Raw genomic sequence first — 17,499 nt, forward strand, 5'->3', positions numbered from 1 at the left:
CGGTGCCCGTCCCGCACTGCGCGACCGGCGGTACGGAAGAGCCTAGAACCACTCCGCGCTGGTGGGGAGATCATTTCAGTCATTGACTTCGCCTTGTCACGGCCGGAAAAGGCGGGCGGTAAAGAAGACGGCCGCGGGTGCCCCGTGAGGCACCCGCAGCCGCCTCGTGCCGTCAGAGGTACTGACCGGTATTCGCCACCGTGTCGATGGAGCGTCCGGTGTCCGCGCCCTGCTTTCCGGTGACGAGGGTGCGGATGAATACGATCCGCTCGCCCTTCTTTCCGGAGATCCGGGCCCAGTCGTCCGGGTTGGTGGTGTTCGGCAGGTCCTCGTTCTCCTTGAACTCGTCCACGCAAGCCTGGAGGAGGTGGGAGACGCGCAGGCCCTTCTGGTTGTGTTCGAGGAAGGCCTTGATGGCCATCTTCTTCGCCCGGTCGACGATGTTCTGGATCATCGCTCCGGAGTTGAAGTCCTTGAAGTACAGGACTTCCTTGTCGCCATTGGCGTACGTGACCTCAAGGAAGCGGTTTTCCTCGGATTCCGCGTACATCTGCTCGACGACGGTCTGGATCATGCTGTGGACGGCCACCTCGGGCGAGCCGGAGTGTTCGTTCAGGTCGTCCGTGTGCAGCGGGAGCGAGGCCTTCAGGTACTTCGCGAAGATGTCCTTCGCGGCCTCGGCGTCCGGGCGCTCGATCTTGATCTTCACGTCGAGGCGGCCGGGCCGCAGGATGGCCGGGTCGATCATGTCCTCGCGGTTGGAGGCGCCGATGACGATGACGTTCTCCAGGCCCTCCACGCCGTCGATCTCGGCGAGCAGCTGGGGGACGATGGTGTTCTCCACGTCCGAGCTGACGCCGGATCCGCGGGTGCGGAAGAGGGACTCCATCTCGTCGAAGAAGACGATGACGGGGGTACCCTCGCTCGCCTTCTCCCGGGCACGCTGGAAGACGAGGCGGATGTGCCGCTCGGTCTCGCCGACGTACTTGTTGAGGAGCTCGGGGCCCTTGATGTTCAGGAAGTAGGACTTGCCCGCCGCCTGTCCGGTGACCTCCGCGACCTTCTTGGCAAGGGAGTTGGCGACGGCCTTGGCGATGAGCGTCTTGCCGCATCCGGGCGGGCCGTAGAGCAGGATGCCCTTCGGGGGCCGCAGTTCGTGTTCCTTGAAGAGGTCCGGGTAGAGGTAGGGGAGCTCGACCGCGTCGCGGATCAGCTCGATCTGGTCGCCCAGGCCGCCGATCTTGTCGTAGTCGATGTCCGGGACCTCTTCGAGGACGAGGTCCTCGACCTCGCTCTTGGGGACCACCTCGTAGACGTAGCCGGAGCGGGGTTCGAGCAGGAGGGCGTCGCCGGGGCGGATGGTGATGTCCAGGAGCGGCTCGGCGAGCCTCACCACCCTCTCCTCGTCGGTGTGCCCGACCACCAGGGCGCGCTCGCCGTCCTCCAGGATCTCCTTGAGGGTGACGATGTCCCCGGCGCGCTCGAACTCCATGGCCTCGACCACGTTGAGCGCTTCGTTGAGCATGACCTCCTGGCCGCGCCGGAGGTCTTCCGGGTCGACGCTGGGGCTGACGTTCACACGGAGCTTGCGGCCGCCGGTGAAGATGTCGACGGTGCCGTCCTCGTTCGCCTGAAGGAAGACACCGAAGCCGGCCGGCGGCTGTGCGAGCCGGTCGACTTCCTCTTTGAGGGCCACGATCTGGTCCCGGGCCTCACGGAGGGTATTCGCCAGTCGTTCGTTCTGCGCGGAGACGCCTGCCAGATTCGTCTGGAGCTCGACGATCCGCTCTTCGAGAATCCTCGTGTGACGCGGAGAGTCGGCGAGCTTGCGTCGCAGGACGGCGATTTCCTGCTCGAGATAGGCAACCTGGCCAGCGGGGTCCTCAGACCCTCGCCCGGGCCGGATGCCGCGGTTGATGTCGTCGTCGTGGGCTGCCACGGTCCTCACCTCCTCCAAGGGGAGCTGGACGCTTCCTGACCCTACCTGGGCTGGTGGTGATTGAAACCCCTAGATCACAAAGACGGTAGGGGTGTGTCCGATCTTCACCCTTGCGTACTCCCTCACGCCAGGGAAATACCCACCCTTCAACATCGGAAAGCAGCCGGTTGTAAGGTCGAGGAGTTCAACACCCGTCCGGGCCCGCGCGACTTGCCGAGAGCCGCCTCCGGAACGGGTCGGTCAGCGCAGGGAACGGCAGGAGATATGACCGTGCAGCAGGACGCCCCGACGGGCGGTGCCGGCGGAGCCGGAGAGCCGCTTGAGGTCTGGATCGACCAGGACCTCTGCACCGGGGACGGCATCTGCGTCCAGTACGCCCCGGAGGTGTTCGAGCTGGACATCGACGGTCTGGCGTACGTGAAGAGCCCCGAGGACGAGCTCCTCGTGGAGGCGGGAGCGACGACTCCGGTTCCCCTCACGCTCCTGCGGGACGTGGTCGACTCGGCGAAGGAATGTCCGGGCGACTGTATTCACGTAAGGCGCGTTTCGGACAGGGTCGAGGTGTACGGCCCGGACGCCGAGTGACGGTTCAAACACGTCCGGCGGTCGAGTCCGTCAGCTCCTGGCGGAATTTCCCGCCGGTCCAACGCCACTTGGCGAACTGCTTGACGTCGGGGCTGTAGCGCGGGACCGCGGGCGAGGAATAGCCCAGGAGGTTCGCGGTGACGGTCCGGTCGCGCACGGTGAGGTCGGTGGCGGTCTGCCGCCTGGCGGGGTCGAGCAGGGTGGCCACAACGCGGGGCGTGGCCCCGGGGCCGGCCTGCTGCGTCAGTACGTAGATGGCGTGGGGCGGGGTGCCGGAGCCGGCGTCGCAGCGGACGGCCGCCACGGTCTCGGGGCGGCCGTCGCCGTCGAGGTCGCCCTCGGCGGTGGCGGTGACGGTGTGCGCGGCGCCCTTGCAGTCGAGGGGGTACGGGGCCGCCTGTGCGTCGGGCGCGGCGGCCTGCGGGCCGCTCGACGGCCCGGGTCCGGGGGTGGCCCCGGTGGCCCGGCCGGGCTGGAGCAGGCCCGCGCCGGCTATGACGGCGGCCATGGCGGTGGCGGTGGCCACCCAGTGGACGGGTTTCGTGCGGTGGTGCGCGAGGTCTTCGGGCGACAGGTCTTCCCACGACGGGGACGGGTCGGTGGGGCTGTGCGTCACGCTTGGTGTCTCCTGTGCGAAGGGTGACGGTGAGCCAGCATCGTGCCACACCTCACACCGGGGTGGAACGGCCGGGTCCGCGTGCGCGGGGGCGGCAACGAAAAGGCGCTGTGGCGCAGTTCCCGGGTCGGTCCGGTAACTGCGCCACAGCGCTTTCGTGTTGGTGGGTCGGCGGCTACGCGGAGCGGTCGCTGCCGGGGCCGTCGTAGTCCTCGCCGTAGGCGCCCTTGGCGGGGCGGCGGCGGCGCATGGGCGGCTCGACGCCGTCGGCGAGGCGGCGGGCGGTGACGAGGAAGCCGGTGTGGCCGATCATCCGGTGGTCCGGGCGGACGGCGAGGCCCTCGACGTGCCAGTTGCGGATCATCGATTCCCAGGGCTGCGGTTCGGCGAAGCAGCCGATCTCGCGGATGGACTCGACGGTCTTGGACAGCTGGGTGGTGGTGGCCACGTAGCAGCAGAGGATGCCGCCGGGGACCAGCGCCTTCTTGACCGCCTCCAGGCACTCCCAGGGGGCGAGCATGTCCAGGATCACGCGGTCGACGTCGGTGTCGGACAGGTTGTCCTGGAGGTCGCCGACGGTCAGCTTCCACGCCGGGTGGGGGCCGCCGAAGTAGCGCTCCACGTTGGCGGTGGCGATCTCGGCGAAGTCCGCGCGGCGCTCGTAGCTGTGGAGCATGCCCTGGTCGCCGATGGCGCGCAGCAGGAAGCTACTCAGGGAGCCGGAGCCCACCCCCGCTTCCACGACGCGGGCGCCGGGGAAGATGTCGGCGAAGGCCAGGATCTGGCCCGCGTCCTTGGGGTAGACCACGGCGGCGCCGCGGGGCATGGACAGGACATAGTCGGGGAGCAGGGGGCGCAGCGCGAGGTAGGCGACGTTGCCGGTGGTGCGGACAACGCTGCCCTCGGGAGCGCCGATCAGCTCGTCGTGCGGGAAGGAACCCTTGTGGGTGTGGAAATTCTTCCCGGCTTCGAGCGTGAACGTGTAGTGGCGGCCCTTGGGGTCGGTCAGCTGTACCTGGTCCCCGACCTCGAAGGGCCCGCGTCGGCGGGCGGCACCGGTCGGTTCGGACATGTGACCAGTGTATTGGCTTCAGGACTGGGGCCGCGCCATGGCCTTCACGAAGGCCTTCTCGACGTCGAGGGTGGACAGGACGCCGTAGATCTCGCCGCCGGTTTCGACGACGAGGTATTCGGTGGCGGGGGTGGTGCGGAGGTGGTCGAGGAGTTCTTCGCCGGTGAGCTCCGCTGAAACCTTCATGCCGTCGGTGAGGTCCTGGGCGAGGGTGCTGACGGCGACCCAGGGGCGGCGGTGTTCGGGGACGGAGGCGATGGCGGTCTCGCGGACGATGGCGGTGGGGTCGCCCTGGCCGTCGACGACGACGAGGGCGCGGGCTCCGGCTTCGTTGGCGCGGCGCAGGGCCTCGGAGAGGGGGGTGGCGCTCTGGACGGGGATGGCGCGCCGGGTGAGGGTGCGGGCCCGGAGCTCGGGGAGGTGTTCGCGGAGCCGGGCCATGCGCAGGCTGTTGCCGGCGCCGGTCCAGATGATCGCGGCGAGGATGGCGGCGAGGAGGGCGTCCATGACGGTGTCCATGCCGCCGATGTCCTGGGGCGGGTTGCCGAGGAGGCCGGTCTGGGTGATCAGGGGCAGGCCGAGGAGGACGGTGACGGCGAGGGCGCGGCCGACCCAGGCGGCGGCGACGGTGCCGGTCATGGGTTTGCCGGTGATGCCCCAGATGAGGGCGCGGAGCATGCGGCCGCCGTCGAGGGGGAGGCCGGGGAGCAGGTTGAAGGCGGCGACGAGCAGGTTGGAGACCATCAGGCCGGCGAGGAGGACGCCGGGGACGCTGGCGGGGTCGACGGCCTTCATGCCGAGGTAGAAGATCCCGGCGAGGGCGAGGGAGAGCAGGGGGCCGACGAAGGCGAGGACGAATTCGCGGCCGGGGGTCTCGGATTCCTTCTCGATCTCGGAGACGCCGCCGAAGAACTGGAGCTGGATGCGGCGCACGGGGAGTTTGAAGCGGAGTGCGGCGATCGTGTGCGCGAGTTCGTGGACGAGGACGGAGGCGTAGAAGGCGACGGCGAAGAAGAGGGAGACGAGGTAGCGGGCGGGGCCGAGGTCGGGCAGGACCCGGTCGAGCTGGTCGCCGAAGACCCAGGTGATGAGGGCGGCGACGAGGAACCAGCTGGGCGAGACGTAGACGGGTACGCCGAAGGGGCGGCCCATGAGGATGCCGCCGCCCGGGTCGGAGCGCTTGGCGGGGCGCTCGCCGGTTTCGTCGGTGTCTGCCACGGATTTCCTTCGTTCGGTGCGTTGTGCTTCCAGTGTGGTCCACGTCGTGGGTGGGGGCGGCGTGGGGGCGCTGTCGCGCGGTGTGATGCTCCGATCATGCAGGGCGATGGGCCCGGAGTCGATGGTATGCGTGTGCTGTCGGTCCCGGGTCGTAGGGTTTTACGCATGACGACGATCCCCGGCGCCGGTTCCGCCGACGCTTCCCCGGGTGCTGCCCGGCCCGCCTCGCTGTCGCCTTCGCGGGCGGGTGATTTCATGCAGTGCCCGTTGCTGTACCGGTTCCGGGTGATCGACCGGCTGCCGGAGAAGCCGAGTGCGGCGGCGACGCGGGGGACGCTGGTGCACGCGGTGCTGGAGCGTCTGTTCGACCATCCTGCGGCGGAGCGGACGGTGCCGCGGGCGAAGGCGCTGCTTCCGGGTCAGTGGGAGCGGCTGCTGGAGGCGAAGCCGGAGCTGGCGGAGCTGTTCCCGGAGGGGGACGGGGGCGCCGGGCTGGCGGGCTGGCTGGCGGAGGCGGAGGCGCTGGTGGAGCGCTGGTTCACGCTGGAGGACCCGACGCGGCTGGAGCCGGTGGAGCGGGAGTTCTTCGTGGAGACGGAGCTGGAGTCGGGGCTTCGGCTGCGCGGGATCATCGACCGGGTGGACGTGGCGCCGTCGGGTGAGGTGCGGATCGTCGACTACAAGACGGGCAAGGCGCCGCGGCCGGAGTACGCCGAGGGCGCGCTGTTCCAGATGAAGTTCTACGCGCTGGTGGTGTGGCGGCTGAGGAACGTGGTGCCGCGGCGGCTCCAGCTGGTGTACCTGGGCAGTGGGGACGTGCTGACGTACGACCCGGTGGTGGCGGACCTGGAGCGGGTGGAGCGGAAGCTGCACGCGCTGTGGGAGGCGATCCGGGAGGCGACGGAGACGGGTGACTGGCGGCCGCGGCCGACGAAGCTGTGCGGCTGGTGCGATCACCGGGCGGTGTGCCCGGAGTTCGGCGGCACTCCCCCGGTGTATCCGCTCCCGGTCGTCCCGGGGCCGGACCGCCCGGCGGGCTCCTGACCGCCCGGCCAGGGCAGAATGGGCGGCGCCCAAGCCGTCCGACGAATACGAGGTAGTTCCCGTGGCGATCCGCGTCCTGCTGGTCGACGACCAGCCACTGCTGCGCACCGGCTTCCGGATGATCCTGGAGGCGGAGCAGGACCTGGTGGTGGTGGGTGAGGCCGGGGACGGTCTGCAGGCGCTGGAGCAGGTGCGGGCGCTGCAGCCGGACGTGGTGCTGATGGACATCCGGATGCCGCGGATGGACGGGGTCGAGGCGACCCGCCAGATCACGGGTCCGGAGCGCGACGGGCCGGCGAAGGTGCTGGTGCTGACCACGTTCGACCTGGACGAGTACGTGGTGGAGGCGCTGCGGGCGGGGGCGAGCGGCTTCCTGTTGAAGGACGCTCCGGCCAATGAGCTGGTGCAGGCGATCCGGGTGGTGGCGGCGGGCGAGGCGATGCTCGCGCCGAGCATCACGCGCCGGCTGCTGGACAAGTACGCGGGGCATCTGCCGTCGGGTGAGGAGAGCGTCCCGGACGTGCTGGGGACGCTGACCGAGCGCGAGGTGGAGGTGCTGAAGCTGGTGGCGCGGGGGCTGTCGAACGCGGAGATCGCGGCGGACCTGTTCGTGAGCGAGACGACGGTCAAGACGCACGTGGGTCATGTGCTGACGAAGCTGGGCCTGCGCGACCGGGTGCAGGCGGCGGTGTACGCGTACGAGAGCGGCCTGGTGCGTCCCGGCGCGCAGTAGGGCGTGGACACGGCTCCGCCCCGGCACCCGCGAGGGGTGCCGGGGCGGAGCCGTGTGCGGGGCGGGTCAGCCCTTGCTGATCTCCCAGAAGCGGAAGACGGTCGAGGCGTCCAGGGACCACTGCAGGCCGGTCACGTTCTGGCGGGCGACGGCGTACTGCTTGCTCTGCCAGAGCGGGAGGACCGGGACCTCGTCGGCGACGATGTCCTGGAGGCGGGTGTAGTCCATGTTGGCCGCGGTGCGGTCGGACTTGGTGGAGGTCGACGGGATGATGGTCCCGCTGATCTCCTTGTTGTCGTAGTTGTTGTCCAGGACGTTGTCCGGGCCGAAGAACGGCTGCGTGAAGTTGTCGGCGTCCGGGTAGTCGGGGACCCAGCCCTTGACGTAGACGCCGTACTTGCCGGCCTTGATGTCCTTCTCGTACTGCTCGAACTCGACGGACTTCACGTCGACGTCGAACAGGCCGCTGTCGTTGAGCTGCTTGGCGATGACCTGGAACTGCTGGTCGGTGGAGGGGCCGTAGCGGGTCGGCGTGGAGTACAGGGTCAGCTTGACCTTGCCGCTGATGTTGGCGGCCTTGAGGACGGCCTTGGCCTTCTCCAGCTGGGGGATGCCGCCGTAGCGGTCGAAGAAGGGGGTGGTGTGTCCGGCGATGCCGGCGGGGACGATCGAGTACAGCGGGACGGCGGTGCCGGAGTACACGTCCTTGACGAGCGCCTCGCGGTCGACGAGGTACGCGATGGCCTTGCGGACGGGGAGCTTGCCGACGACGGGGTCGCTGACGTTGAAGACCATGTGCTGGACTTCGGCGCCGGTGCCCTGGACGACGTCGACCTTGTTGTCGCCGGTCTTGGTCGCGGCGAGGCCGGCGATGTCCTTGGCGGCGAGGCCGCGGAAGGCGAAGTCGACGTCGCCGCTCTGCAGGACGGTCTTGAGGCCGGCCTGGTCGCCGTTGAAGAACTTCAGCGTGACGCCGGTGTTCTTGGCCTTGGCCTTGCCGCTGTAGGAGTCGTTGACCGAGAAGTTGGCGCTCTTCTCGCCGAAGGCGTCCAGCTTGTAGACGCCGGAGCCGACGGCCTTGTTGTCGGTGCGGAGCTTGTCGGCCGGGTACTCGCTGTGGTCGACGATGGCGCCCGCACCCGAGGCGATCTTGCTCGGGAAGGTGGCGTCGGGCGTCTTCAGCTTGAAGACGACGGTCTTCTCGTCGGGGGCGTCGATGCTGGAGATGGAGGACAGCATGACGGCCGGGCCGTTGGGGTCGTTGATCTTCAGCGTCCGCTCGAAGGAGAACTTGACGTCCTTCGAGGTGAGGCTGTGGCCGTTGCTGAACTTCAGGCCGGAGCGCAGGGTGCACTTGTACACCCGGCTGTCGCCGCCCTCGAAGTTGCAGGCCTGGGCGGCGTCCGGCTCGGGCGTGGTGCCGCCCTTGGGGAAGCTCAGCAGGGACTGGAAGACGTTGTTGAAGAGCAGCCAGGAGCCCGGGTCGTAGCCGGACGCCGGGTCGGTGGACTTCACCTTGTCGGATATGCCCATGACCACGCCCTTGCCGTCGCCGGCGGCCGAGCCGTCCTGCGAGCCGCAGCCGCTGAGCAGCGCGGCGGCGGTCGCCGCCCCGAGCGGGGCCACCAGCCACTGGTTACGTCTCTTCACGCGATGTCCTTCACAGTTCTTGTCTGATCGTTGCGCCGGCCTGCGACGTCCGCCGCCGGTTCTGCCGGTCTCAGCCGCTGACGCCCCGGCCGAGCTCCCACAGCTGGAGGTCGGAGATGGCGTTGACGGACCATTCCACTCCGGTGATCCCGTCGCGTGCGGCGACGTACTGCTTGCCCTGCCACAGGGGCAGGACGGGCACGTCCTCGGCGACGATGTCCTGCATCTCCGTGATCGCGGGGACGGCGACGTTGCGGTCGGCGGCCTTGCGGGACTCGGGGATGAGCTTGGTGCGCACCGTGTTGTTGGCGTACGGCGTGCCCAGGAAGTTGTCCTGCTCCAGGAACGGGGCGAGGAAGTTGTCGGCGTCCGGGTAGTCGGGGAACCAGCCGAGCCCGTAGGCGGCGTAGTCGCCCTTCTTCTGGGCGGGGCGGAAGTCGCCCCACTCGTTGCCCTGGACGGTGATGTCGAAGAGCTGGGTGGAGTTCAGCTGGGCCCTGAGGGCCGCGAACTCGGCCGCGGTGCCGTCGCCGTAGTGGTCCGAGGTGTAGTTCAGCGTCAGCTTGACCGGGGTCTTGATCCCGGCGGCCTTCAGCAGGTCGGCGGCCTTGGCGGTGTTGGCCTCGCCGTACTTGTTGAAGAAGGAGTTGACGTGTCCGTTGACCGTGGTGGGGACCAGCGAGTACAGGGGCTGCGCGGACTTGCCGTAGACCTTGGAGATGACGTTGTTGCGGTCGACGGCGGCGGCGAGGGCCTGGCGTACGGCCTTCTCCTTGGTGACCGGGGCGTCGGTGTTGAAGCCGATGTAGCGGATCTCCAGGCCCGGCATGGGGACGAGCTTGACGCCCTTGGGGGGCTTGGCCGCGAGCTCGGTGATCTGGGCCGGCGAGAGGGTGCGGGAGACCATGCTGATGGAGCCGCCGGCGAGGGCCTTGGTGGCGGCGGCCGAGTCGGGGAAGGTGCGCAGTTCGACCTTGTCGTTCTGCAGCTTGAGGTCGCCCTTGTAGTTCGGGTTCTTGGAGAAGACGGCCCGGACGAGGTGGTTGTCCTTGACCTCGGCCTTCATCGTGTACGGGCCGGAGCCGTCGACGGCGAAGCCGGTGCGGAGCTTCTTGGCTTCGTAGTTCTTCTCGCTGACGATGCCGGCCGCGGGGGTGGAGAGCTTGTACGGGAAGGTCGCGTCCGGGGTCTTCAGGTGGAAGACGACGGTGTCGGCGCCCTTGACCTCGACGGTGTCGAGGGTGGAGAGGAGCGAGGACGGGCCGTTCTCGTCCTTGATGGCCCGGACCCGGTCGATGGAGAACTTGACGTCCTTGGCGGTGAGCGGGTCGCCGCTGGCGAACTTGAGGCCCGGCCGCAGGGTGCAGCGGTAGCTCTCGTTGTCGTTGTCGGTGAAACGGCAGTCGGAGGCCGCTTCGGGGACGGGCTGGCCGCCGCCGCGCGGGGTGTGCATCAGCGTCTGGACGGTCTGGCGGAGGATGTTCCAGGTGCTGGCGTCGTAGGCGTAGGCCGGGTCGAAGGGGGCGGGGGCGTAGTCGGCTGCCTCGAACCGGTCGGTGGTGCCGACGACGATCGCTCCGGACCCTGCTCCCGTTCCGCTCGCGCTGCCGCATGCGGACAGCGCGGGGGTGAGCAGGCCGATCGCGGCCGTCAGCACCATGGTCTTGCGGTTCATGCTGGAAGTACTCCCTCACCCGGCACTTGTTCAAAGCGGCGTAGAGGGCACTTCGCTGCGGTCGCCCGTTCAGGGCGGAACGATCGGGCCGGTGTTTGACGATCGGTCCACGCGCGTGCCGGTGCAGGGGTGTGCGTCCGGCGCGGCAGAGGTGCGTGCGGAGTGCCCGCGATGACATTAGTGGCCCGGGACGGGGTGGCTGGAACCAGCAGGAGTTGGGGCGTAATCGCACTGTGATGGGTGCGGACTGACCGCTTATGCCGGAGTCTTCGCAGATGGTGTCAGGAGATGATCAATCCGGACACATGGGAAGCCCCTGGAGGCTCGGGGCAGGTCCGGCGAAGGCTCCGCGGGTGACCAAAGTCACCCGCGCCCACCCTCGTCAGGGGGATGGAATTTCGGCCTCCGGGGCCAAGAGCGGAAGATCCTTCCGCTGGACCTGGTCCCCGCCCTTGTTCCGTTCGGCACTGACGGTGTGCGCTCAGTTCATCGTAGTGATGAGGGAGCGGAGGAAGGGCAGGTCCACGTCCTCCAGCGAGCGCACGACGGTCCGGCCGGGGGCGGCCTCGATCCGGCCCACGGAGGGCACGGCCACGACCCGGCAGCCGGCCGCCTCGGCGGCGGCCACACCGGTGGCGGTGTCCTCGATGACGGCGCACCGCGAGGGGTGCGCGCGGAGGCTGCTCGCGGCGAACAGGTACGGGTCGGGGTGGGGCTTGGTGCGGGGGACCTCGTCGCCGGCGACGGTCAGGTGGAAGCGGTCGCGGCCGAGGGTCTGCAGGACCTGGTCGATGACGCGCCGGTGGGAGGCGGAGACCAGGGCGGTGGGCACGTTGTGCCGGGCCAGCTCGCTCAGCAGCCGCTCGGCGCCGGGCATCAGGGGGACCTGGCCGGCGATCCGGGCCTCGAAGCGCTCGTTGAGCAGGACGCTCAGCTCGGCGAGGCCGATGGCGGCGCCGGTCGCCTCGATCAGGAAGGACGCGCTGCGGCTCATGGGGCCGCCGACGACGACGTCCCGCCAGGACTCGTCCAGACGGTGGCCCAGCTCCAGGAAGATCTCCGCCTCGATCTCCCACCAGAACCCTTCGGTGTCGACGAGGGTGCCGTCCATGTCGAGCAGCACCGCCTGCAGGGCGTGCCCGTCGGCCGTGTGGACAACGGGTGCGGGGACGGTGCTGGTCATGCCTACGCCTCTTTCCGGGGACGGCAAGGCCGGTCACCTCGGAACCGCGCGGGGCATTCCCCTCGGAACAGGTGACCGGCCTGTTTGGGACCGACCAGTGTACGCCGCTCAGTGTCAGCGTGCGTTGAAATACTTCGCTTCGGGGTGGTGGATGACCAGAGCATCGGTGGACTGCTCGGGGTGGAGCTGGAACTCCTCCGAGAGGTGGACGCCGATCCGCTCCGGCTGGAGGAGGTCGGCGATCTTCGCGCGGTCCTCCAGGTCGGGGCAGGCGCCGTAGCCCAGGGAGAAGCGGGCACCGCGGTACTTGAGGTCGAACATGTCCTCGATGGCGGCCGGGTCCTCGCCGCCGAAGCCGAGCTCGGCGCGGACGCGGGCGTGCCAGTACTCGGCGAGGGCCTCGGCCAGCTGGACGGACAGGCCGTGCAGCTCCAGGTACTCCCGGTAGGAGTCGGACTCGAACAGCTTGGCCGTGGCCTCACCGATCCTTGAGCCGACGGTCACCACCTGGAGGCCGATGACGTCGCTCTCGCCGGACTCCTCGGGACGGAAGAAGTCCGCGAGGCACAGGCGGCGGCCCCGGCGCTGGCGCGGGAAGGTGAACCGGGTCCGCTCGTTGCCCTGTTCGTCCAGGATGATCAGGTCGTCGCCCTTGGAGACGCAGGGGAAGTAGCCGTAGACCACGGCCGCTTCCAGCAGGTTCTCGGTGTGCAGCTTCTCCAGCAGGCCGCGCAGGCGCGGACGGCCCTCGCTCTCGACGAGCTCCTCGTACGTGGCCCCGCCGGCGCGGGCCTGCTTGAGGCCCCACTGGCCCTTGAACAGCGCGCCCTCGTCCAGCCAGGAGGCGTAGTCCTTGAGCGGGATGCCCTTGACCACGCGGGTCCCCCAGAAGGGCGGGGTGGGGACGGGGTTGTCCACGGCGACGTCGGAGCGGCCGCCCGGCTCCTCGGGCTCCTCCGCCTGGAGGACGGGCGTGTCGCGCTTGGCCACGCGGCGCTGCTTGAGCTCGGGCAGGGTGGCGCCGGGGACGCCGCGCTTGACGGCGATCAGGGCGTCCATCAGGCGCAGGCCCTCGAAGGCGTCGCGGGCGTAGCGGACCTCGCCCTCGTAGATCTCGTGCAGGTCCTGCTCGACGTAGGCGCGGGTGAGGGCCGCGCCGCCCAGGATGACCGGGTAGTCGGCGGCCAGCTTGCGCTGGTTCAGCTCCTCCAGGTTCTCCTTCATGATCACCGTGGACTTCACCAGGAGACCGGACATGCCGATCACATCGGCCTTGTGCTCCTGGGCGGCTTCGAGGATCGCGGAGACCGGCTGCTTGATGCCGATGTTGACGACGTTGTAGCCGTTGTTGGTGAGGATGATGTCGACGAGGTTCTTGCCGATGTCGTGGACGTCGCCGCGGACGGTGGCGAGCACGATGGTGCCCTTGCCCTCGTCGTCGGTCTTCTCCATGTGCGGTTCGAGGTAGGCGACGGCCGTCTTCATGACCTCGGCGGACTGGAGGACGAAGGGCAGCTGCATCTGGCCGGAGCCGAAGAGCTCGCCGACGACCTTCATGCCCTCCAGGAGGGTGTCGTTGACGATGTCGAGGGCGGGGCGGGTCTGGAGGGCCTCGTCGAGGTCGGCTTCCAGGCCGTTCTTCTCGCCGTCGATGATGCGGCGCTGGAGGCGCTCGTCCAGGGGCAGGGCGAGGAGTTCCTCGGCGCGGCCGGCCTTGAGGGACTTGGTGTTGACGCCCTCGAAGAGGGCCATCAGCTTCTGCAGCGGGTCGTAGTCGCCCTCGCGGCGGTCGTAGATCAGGTCGAGTGCGGTGTTGACCTGCTCCTGGTCGAAGCGTGCGATCGGCAGGATCTTGCTCGCGTGGACGATCGCCGAGTCCAGGCCCGCCTTGACGCACTCGTCCAGGAACACCGAGTTGAGCAGAACGCGGGCGGCCGGGTTCAGGCCGAAGGAGATGTTCGACAGACCCAGCGTCGTCTGCACCTCCGGGTGGCGGCGCTTGAGCTCGCGGATCGACTCGATCGTCGCGATGCCGTCCTTGCGGGACTCCTCCTGGCCGGTGCAGATGGTGAAGGTGAGGGTGTCGATGAGGATGTCCGACTCGCGGATCCCCCAGTTCGACGTCAGGTCCTCGATCAGACGCTCCGCGATGGCGACCTTGTGCTCGACGGTGCGGGCCTGGCCCTGCTCGTCGATGGTCAGGGCGATCAGCGCGGCGCCGTGCTCCTGCGCGAGGCGGGTGACCTTCGCGAAGCGGGACTCCGGGCCGTCGCCGTCCTCGTAGTTGACGGAGTTGATGACCGCGCGGCCGCCCAGCTTCTCCAGGCCGGCCTGGATGACCGGGACCTCGGTCGAGTCCAGGACGATGGGGAGGGTGGAGGCCGTGGCGAAGCGGCCGGCGAGCTCCTGCATGTCGGCCACGCCGTCGCGGCCGACATAGTCCACGCACAGGTCGAGCATGTGCGCGCCCTCGCGGATCTGGTCGCGGGCCATCTCCACGCAGTCGTCCCAGCGGCCCTCCAGCATGGCCTCGCGGAACTTCTTCGAGCCGTTGGCGTTGGTGCGCTCGCCGATCGCCATGTACGAGGTGTCCTGCCGGAACGGCACCGTCTGGTAGAGGGAGGCCGCGCCCGGCTCGGGCTGGGGGGTGCGCGGGGCGATCGCCGTGCCGCGGACCCGCTCCACGACCTGGCGCAGGTGCTCGGGGGTGGTGCCGCAGCAGCCGCCGACGAGGGAGAGCCCGTACTCGCGGACGAACGTCTCCTGGGCGTCGGCCAGCTCGGGGGCGGTCAGCGGGTAGTGGGCGCCCTGCTTGGTCAGGACGGGCAGGCCGGCGTTGGGCATGCAGGAGAGGGGGATGCGCGCGTTGCGCGCGAGGTAGCGCAGGTGCTCGCTCATCTCCGCCGGACCGGTGGCGCAGTTCAGACCGATCATGTCGATGCCGAGGGGCTCCAGCGCGGTCAGCGCCGCACCGATCTCCGAACCCAGCAGCATCGTGCCCGTGGTCTCGACGGTGACGGAGCAGATCAGCGGGACGTGGACACCGAGGGCCTCCATGGCGCGGCGGGCGCCGATGATGGAGGACTTGGTCTGGAGGAGGTCCTGCGTGGTCTCGACGAGCAGCGCGTCGGCGCCGCCGGAGATCAGGCCCTCCGCGTTGACCTGGTAGGCGTCGCGGATCTGCGCGTAGCCGATGTGGCCGAGGGTGGGCAGCTTGGTGCCGGGGCCGATGGAGCCGAGCACCCAGCGCTGCTGTCCGGTGGAGGTGGTGAACTCGTCGGCGACCTCGCGGGCGATGCGGGCGCCGGCCTCGGAGAGCTCGAAGTTGCGTTCGGGGATGTCGTACTCGGCGAGGGCCGCGAAGTTCGCACCGAAGGTGTTGGTCTCGACGCAGTCCACGCCCACCGAGAAGTACGCCTCGTGCACGGAGCGGACGATGTCGGGGCGGGTGACGTTCAGGACCTCGTTGCAGCCTTCGAGCTGCTGGAAGTCTTCCAGGGAGGGGTCCTGCGCCTGGAGCATGGTTCCCATGGCTCCGTCGGCGACGACCACGCGGGTCGCGAGCGCCTCTCGGAGGGCATCGGCCCGGGTCTGGGTGTCGGCGGGCGGGTTCGGCAACGAGGCCATGGTTGAGCTCCCTGGGATGCGACGGCTGTCGGCTTTGCACCCCCTCTGTGTCAAGGGTGCACGCGGTCAGGGTAACCGCGCGGCACCCGCCCCGGTGAGGTCGTCCCACGTGGCGGACTGCATTCTGTGCGCGGGAGTCGCGAGCGAGGGTGCCCTGGTCGGCGGCACACCGGGAAACACCCAACCATGCACAAGGTCGGCATCGACCGATACTGTTCAGCATTGTCGAACTACGTCAGCAGGAGGCTGCGCGATGGCACGGAACATCCAGTCGCTCGAACGAGCCGCTGCGATGCTGCGGCTCCTGGCCGGCGGGGAACGCCGGCTGGGTCTCTCGGACGTGGCGTCCTCCCTGGGCCTGGCCAAGGGCACGGCGCACGGCATCCTGCGCACGCTGCAGGCCGAGGGCTTCGTGGAGCAGGACCCGGCCTCCGGGCGCTACCAGCTGGGCGCGGAGCTGCTGCGGCTGGGCAACAGCTACCTGGACGTGCACGAGCTGCGCGCCCGCGCGCTGGTGTGGACGGACGATCTGGCCCGGGCGAGCGGCGAGAGCGTGTACGTGGGGGTGCTGCACAAGAGCGGGGTGCTGATCATGCACCACGTGTTCCGGCCCGACGACAGCCGTCAGGTGCTGGAGGTGGGGGCCATGCAGCCGCTGCACTCCACGGCCCTGGGCAAGGTGCTGTCGGCGTACGACCCCGTCGCGCACACGGAGGCCATGGACGCGGAGCGGGAGGCGTTCACGCCGCGGACGGTGACCGACGCGGTGGGCTTCGAGGAGGTCCTGGACCTGACGCGGGCCCGCGGCTGGGCGGCCGATGTGGAGGAGACCTGGGAGGGCATCGCCTCGGTGGCGGCGCCCATCCACGACCGGCGGCGGATGCCGGTCGGCGCGGTGGCCGTCGCGGGCGCCGTGGAGCGGGTCTGCGGGGAGTCCGGGGAGCCGCGTCCGGCCCTGGTGGCCTCCGTACGGGACTGCGCGCGGTCGGTTTCGCGCGACCTCGGAGCAGGCCGGTTCTGAGCTTGACCTGATGCATCCGGTCCACCCCATGGCCGCGTCCCGCGCCATTCGGGTGGACTTCGCCGTTTCCCGGCCGTCCATTGGCCTGATTTGGGCGATCGTACCGAGTGGTAACGATCCGGTTCTTTGACCTGGTCAGGCCTTGACGCGTTCTGAACCCAGGCGGAAAACTGCCGTTCATCGGTCGGCATTGTCGAACACCTACCGGCAATACGCGTTAGGCTAGGGCGAGGCCATGGACCGGTGAAGCACTCACCGAGTGTGCGGACCACCGGAGGGACCCGGTGTCCGCCCACCCCTGGACGTAAGACAAAGGAGTCGCGGGTGTCCAGCTCCGACATCTTCATCGGCGAGACCATCGGTACCGCCCTGCTCACACTGCTCGGTGGCGGCGTGTGCGCCGCTCTCACGCTCAAGAGCTCCAAGGCCCGCGGTGCGGGCTGGCTCGCGATCACCTTCGGCTGGGGTTTCGCCGTCCTGATCGCCGCCTACGTCTCCGCGCCGCTCTCCGGCGCGCACCTCAACCCGGCGGTCACGGTCGGCATAGCCGTCAAGACCGGCGAGTGGGGTGACGTCCCCGTCTACTTCGCGGGCCAGCTGCTGGGCGCCATGCTCGGCGCGGTCCTGATGTGGATCACGTACTACGGCCAGTTCGCCGCTCACCTGGCCGACCCGGAGAACATCAAGGACGCCCGCCTCGGCCCCGAGGACCCGCACCCGCACGACGTCGCCGGCCCGGTGCTCGGGATCTTCTCCACCGGCCCCGAGATCCGCAACGTGGTCCAGAACCTCGCCACGGAGATCATCGGCACCTTCGTCCTCGTCATCGCGATCCTGACCCAGGGTCTGCAGGACGATGGCAAGGGCCTCGGCGTCATCGGCGTCCTGATCACCTCCTTCGTCGTCGTCGGCATCGGCCTCTCGCTGGGCGGCCCGACCGGCTACGCCATCAACCCGGTCCGCGACCTCGGTCCCCGTATCGTCCACGCCCTGCTCCCGCTGCCCAACAAGGGCGGCTCGGACTGGGGGTACTCCTGGATCCCGGTGGTCGGCCCGCTCGTCGGTGCCGCGCTCGCCGGCGGTCTGTACAACATCGCGTTCGCCTGATCAGCTTCGGCCGCGCTCGTAAGATCCGC

General features: G+C 69.3%; 13 protein-coding genes. 5 read left to right on the top strand and 8 right to left on the bottom strand.

The window, feature by feature from the left end:
* Window positions 1-172 precede the first annotated feature (172 nt).
* Window positions 173-1,939 carry a proteasome ATPase gene (gene arc / locus AB0F18_RS09620; RefSeq protein ID WP_362056746.1) on the bottom strand — a complete coding sequence of 589 codons (1,767 nt, stop codon included), beginning with the start codon at window positions 1,937-1,939 and terminating at the stop codon, window positions 173-175.
* Window positions 1,940-2,203: 264 nt separating this feature from the next.
* On the opposite strand from arc, the gene AB0F18_RS09625 reads away from it, so the two are divergent.
* Window positions 2,204-2,524 carry a ferredoxin gene (locus AB0F18_RS09625; RefSeq protein ID WP_362056749.1) on the top strand — a complete coding sequence of 107 codons (321 nt, stop codon included), beginning with the start codon at window positions 2,204-2,206 and terminating at the stop codon, window positions 2,522-2,524.
* Between the two features lie 4 nt (window positions 2,525-2,528).
* On the opposite strand, the gene AB0F18_RS09630 is transcribed toward AB0F18_RS09625, so the two are convergent.
* The 3 genes from AB0F18_RS09630 to AB0F18_RS09640 form a co-directional block, all read right to left on the bottom strand.
* Window positions 2,529-3,032 (bottom strand): hypothetical protein, encoded by a 504-nt coding sequence (locus AB0F18_RS09630; protein WP_362056909.1) that lies wholly within the window; start codon window positions 3,030-3,032, stop codon window positions 2,529-2,531.
* Window positions 3,033-3,315: 283 nt separating this feature from the next.
* Window positions 3,316-4,212: a tRNA (adenine-N1)-methyltransferase gene (locus AB0F18_RS09635; protein WP_362056751.1), complete on the bottom strand. Its 897-nt coding sequence runs from the start codon at window positions 4,210-4,212 to the stop codon at window positions 3,316-3,318.
* An 18-nt stretch (window positions 4,213-4,230) separates the two neighbouring features.
* Window positions 4,231-5,430 carry a site-2 protease family protein gene (locus AB0F18_RS09640; protein WP_362056754.1) on the bottom strand — a complete coding sequence of 400 codons (1,200 nt, stop codon included), beginning with the start codon at window positions 5,428-5,430 and terminating at the stop codon, window positions 4,231-4,233.
* A 165-nt stretch (window positions 5,431-5,595) separates the two neighbouring features.
* Between AB0F18_RS09640 and AB0F18_RS09645 the strand changes: the two genes are divergently transcribed.
* Both AB0F18_RS09645 and AB0F18_RS09650 read left to right on the top strand, forming a co-directional pair.
* Complete coding sequence (locus AB0F18_RS09645; RefSeq protein ID WP_362056757.1) at window positions 5,596-6,474, top strand: PD-(D/E)XK nuclease family protein; 879 nt, start codon at window positions 5,596-5,598, stop codon at window positions 6,472-6,474.
* Between the two features lie 61 nt (window positions 6,475-6,535).
* Entirely contained in the window at window positions 6,536-7,207 is a 672-nt protein-coding gene (locus AB0F18_RS09650) for a response regulator transcription factor (RefSeq protein ID WP_362056759.1), read from the top strand.
* A gap of 66 nt (window positions 7,208-7,273) precedes the next feature.
* On the opposite strand, the gene AB0F18_RS09655 is transcribed toward AB0F18_RS09650, so the two are convergent.
* The 4 genes from AB0F18_RS09655 to metH all read right to left on the bottom strand — a co-directional run bounded on the left by AB0F18_RS09655 (window position 7,274) and on the right by metH (window position 15,342).
* Window positions 7,274-8,857, bottom strand: coding sequence for an ABC transporter substrate-binding protein (locus AB0F18_RS09655; protein WP_362056762.1), 1,584 nt, complete (start codon window positions 8,855-8,857; stop codon window positions 7,274-7,276).
* A 70-nt stretch (window positions 8,858-8,927) separates the two neighbouring features.
* Window positions 8,928-10,532 carry an ABC transporter substrate-binding protein gene (locus AB0F18_RS09660; protein ID WP_362056765.1) on the bottom strand — a complete coding sequence of 535 codons (1,605 nt, stop codon included), beginning with the start codon at window positions 10,530-10,532 and terminating at the stop codon, window positions 8,928-8,930.
* A gap of 481 nt (window positions 10,533-11,013) precedes the next feature.
* The gene (locus tag AB0F18_RS09665) at window positions 11,014-11,715 is read right to left on the bottom strand and encodes an HAD family phosphatase (protein WP_362056768.1); all 702 of its coding nucleotides are present in this window, start codon (window positions 11,713-11,715) and stop codon (window positions 11,014-11,016) included.
* Between the two features lie 114 nt (window positions 11,716-11,829).
* Window positions 11,830-15,342: a methionine synthase gene (metH, locus tag AB0F18_RS09670; RefSeq protein ID WP_362056771.1), complete on the bottom strand. Its 3,513-nt coding sequence runs from the start codon at window positions 15,340-15,342 to the stop codon at window positions 11,830-11,832.
* A 253-nt stretch (window positions 15,343-15,595) separates the two neighbouring features.
* Between metH and AB0F18_RS09675 the strand changes: the two genes are divergently transcribed.
* The gene (locus tag AB0F18_RS09675; protein ID WP_362056774.1) at window positions 15,596-16,363 is read left to right on the top strand and encodes an IclR family transcriptional regulator; all 768 of its coding nucleotides are present in this window, start codon (window positions 15,596-15,598) and stop codon (window positions 16,361-16,363) included.
* 324 nt (window positions 16,364-16,687) lie between these two features.
* A complete protein-coding gene (locus AB0F18_RS09680) occupies window positions 16,688-17,470 on the top strand; it encodes an MIP/aquaporin family protein (protein WP_362056777.1) in 783 nt (260 codons plus the stop codon).
* Window positions 17,471-17,499: the final 29 nt, after the last annotated feature.

Origin of the sequence: Streptomyces sp. NPDC029216 (assembly GCF_040648015.1) — a bacterium.
In the GTDB taxonomy this organism is placed as follows: Bacteria; Actinomycetota; Actinomycetes; order Streptomycetales; family Streptomycetaceae; genus Streptomyces.

Coding starts and splice junctions, on each gene's coding strand:
- AB0F18_RS09625 (WP_362056749.1), top strand. CDS start 2,204: ATGACCGTGCAGCAGGACGCCCCGACGGGCGGTGCCGGCGGAGCCGGA.
- AB0F18_RS09630 (WP_362056909.1), bottom strand. CDS start 3,032: ATGGCCGCCGTCATAGCCGGCGCGGGCCTGCTCCAGCCCGGCCGGGCC.
- AB0F18_RS09635 (WP_362056751.1), bottom strand. CDS start 4,212: ATGTCCGAACCGACCGGTGCCGCCCGCCGACGCGGGCCCTTCGAGGTC.
- AB0F18_RS09645 (WP_362056757.1), top strand. CDS start 5,596: ATGACGACGATCCCCGGCGCCGGTTCCGCCGACGCTTCCCCGGGTGCT.
- AB0F18_RS09660 (WP_362056765.1), bottom strand. CDS start 10,532: ATGAACCGCAAGACCATGGTGCTGACGGCCGCGATCGGCCTGCTCACC.
- AB0F18_RS09665 (WP_362056768.1), bottom strand. CDS start 11,715: ATGACCAGCACCGTCCCCGCACCCGTTGTCCACACGGCCGACGGGCAC.
- metH (WP_362056771.1), bottom strand. CDS start 15,342: ATGGCCTCGTTGCCGAACCCGCCCGCCGACACCCAGACCCGGGCCGAT.
- AB0F18_RS09675 (WP_362056774.1), top strand. CDS start 15,596: ATGGCACGGAACATCCAGTCGCTCGAACGAGCCGCTGCGATGCTGCGG.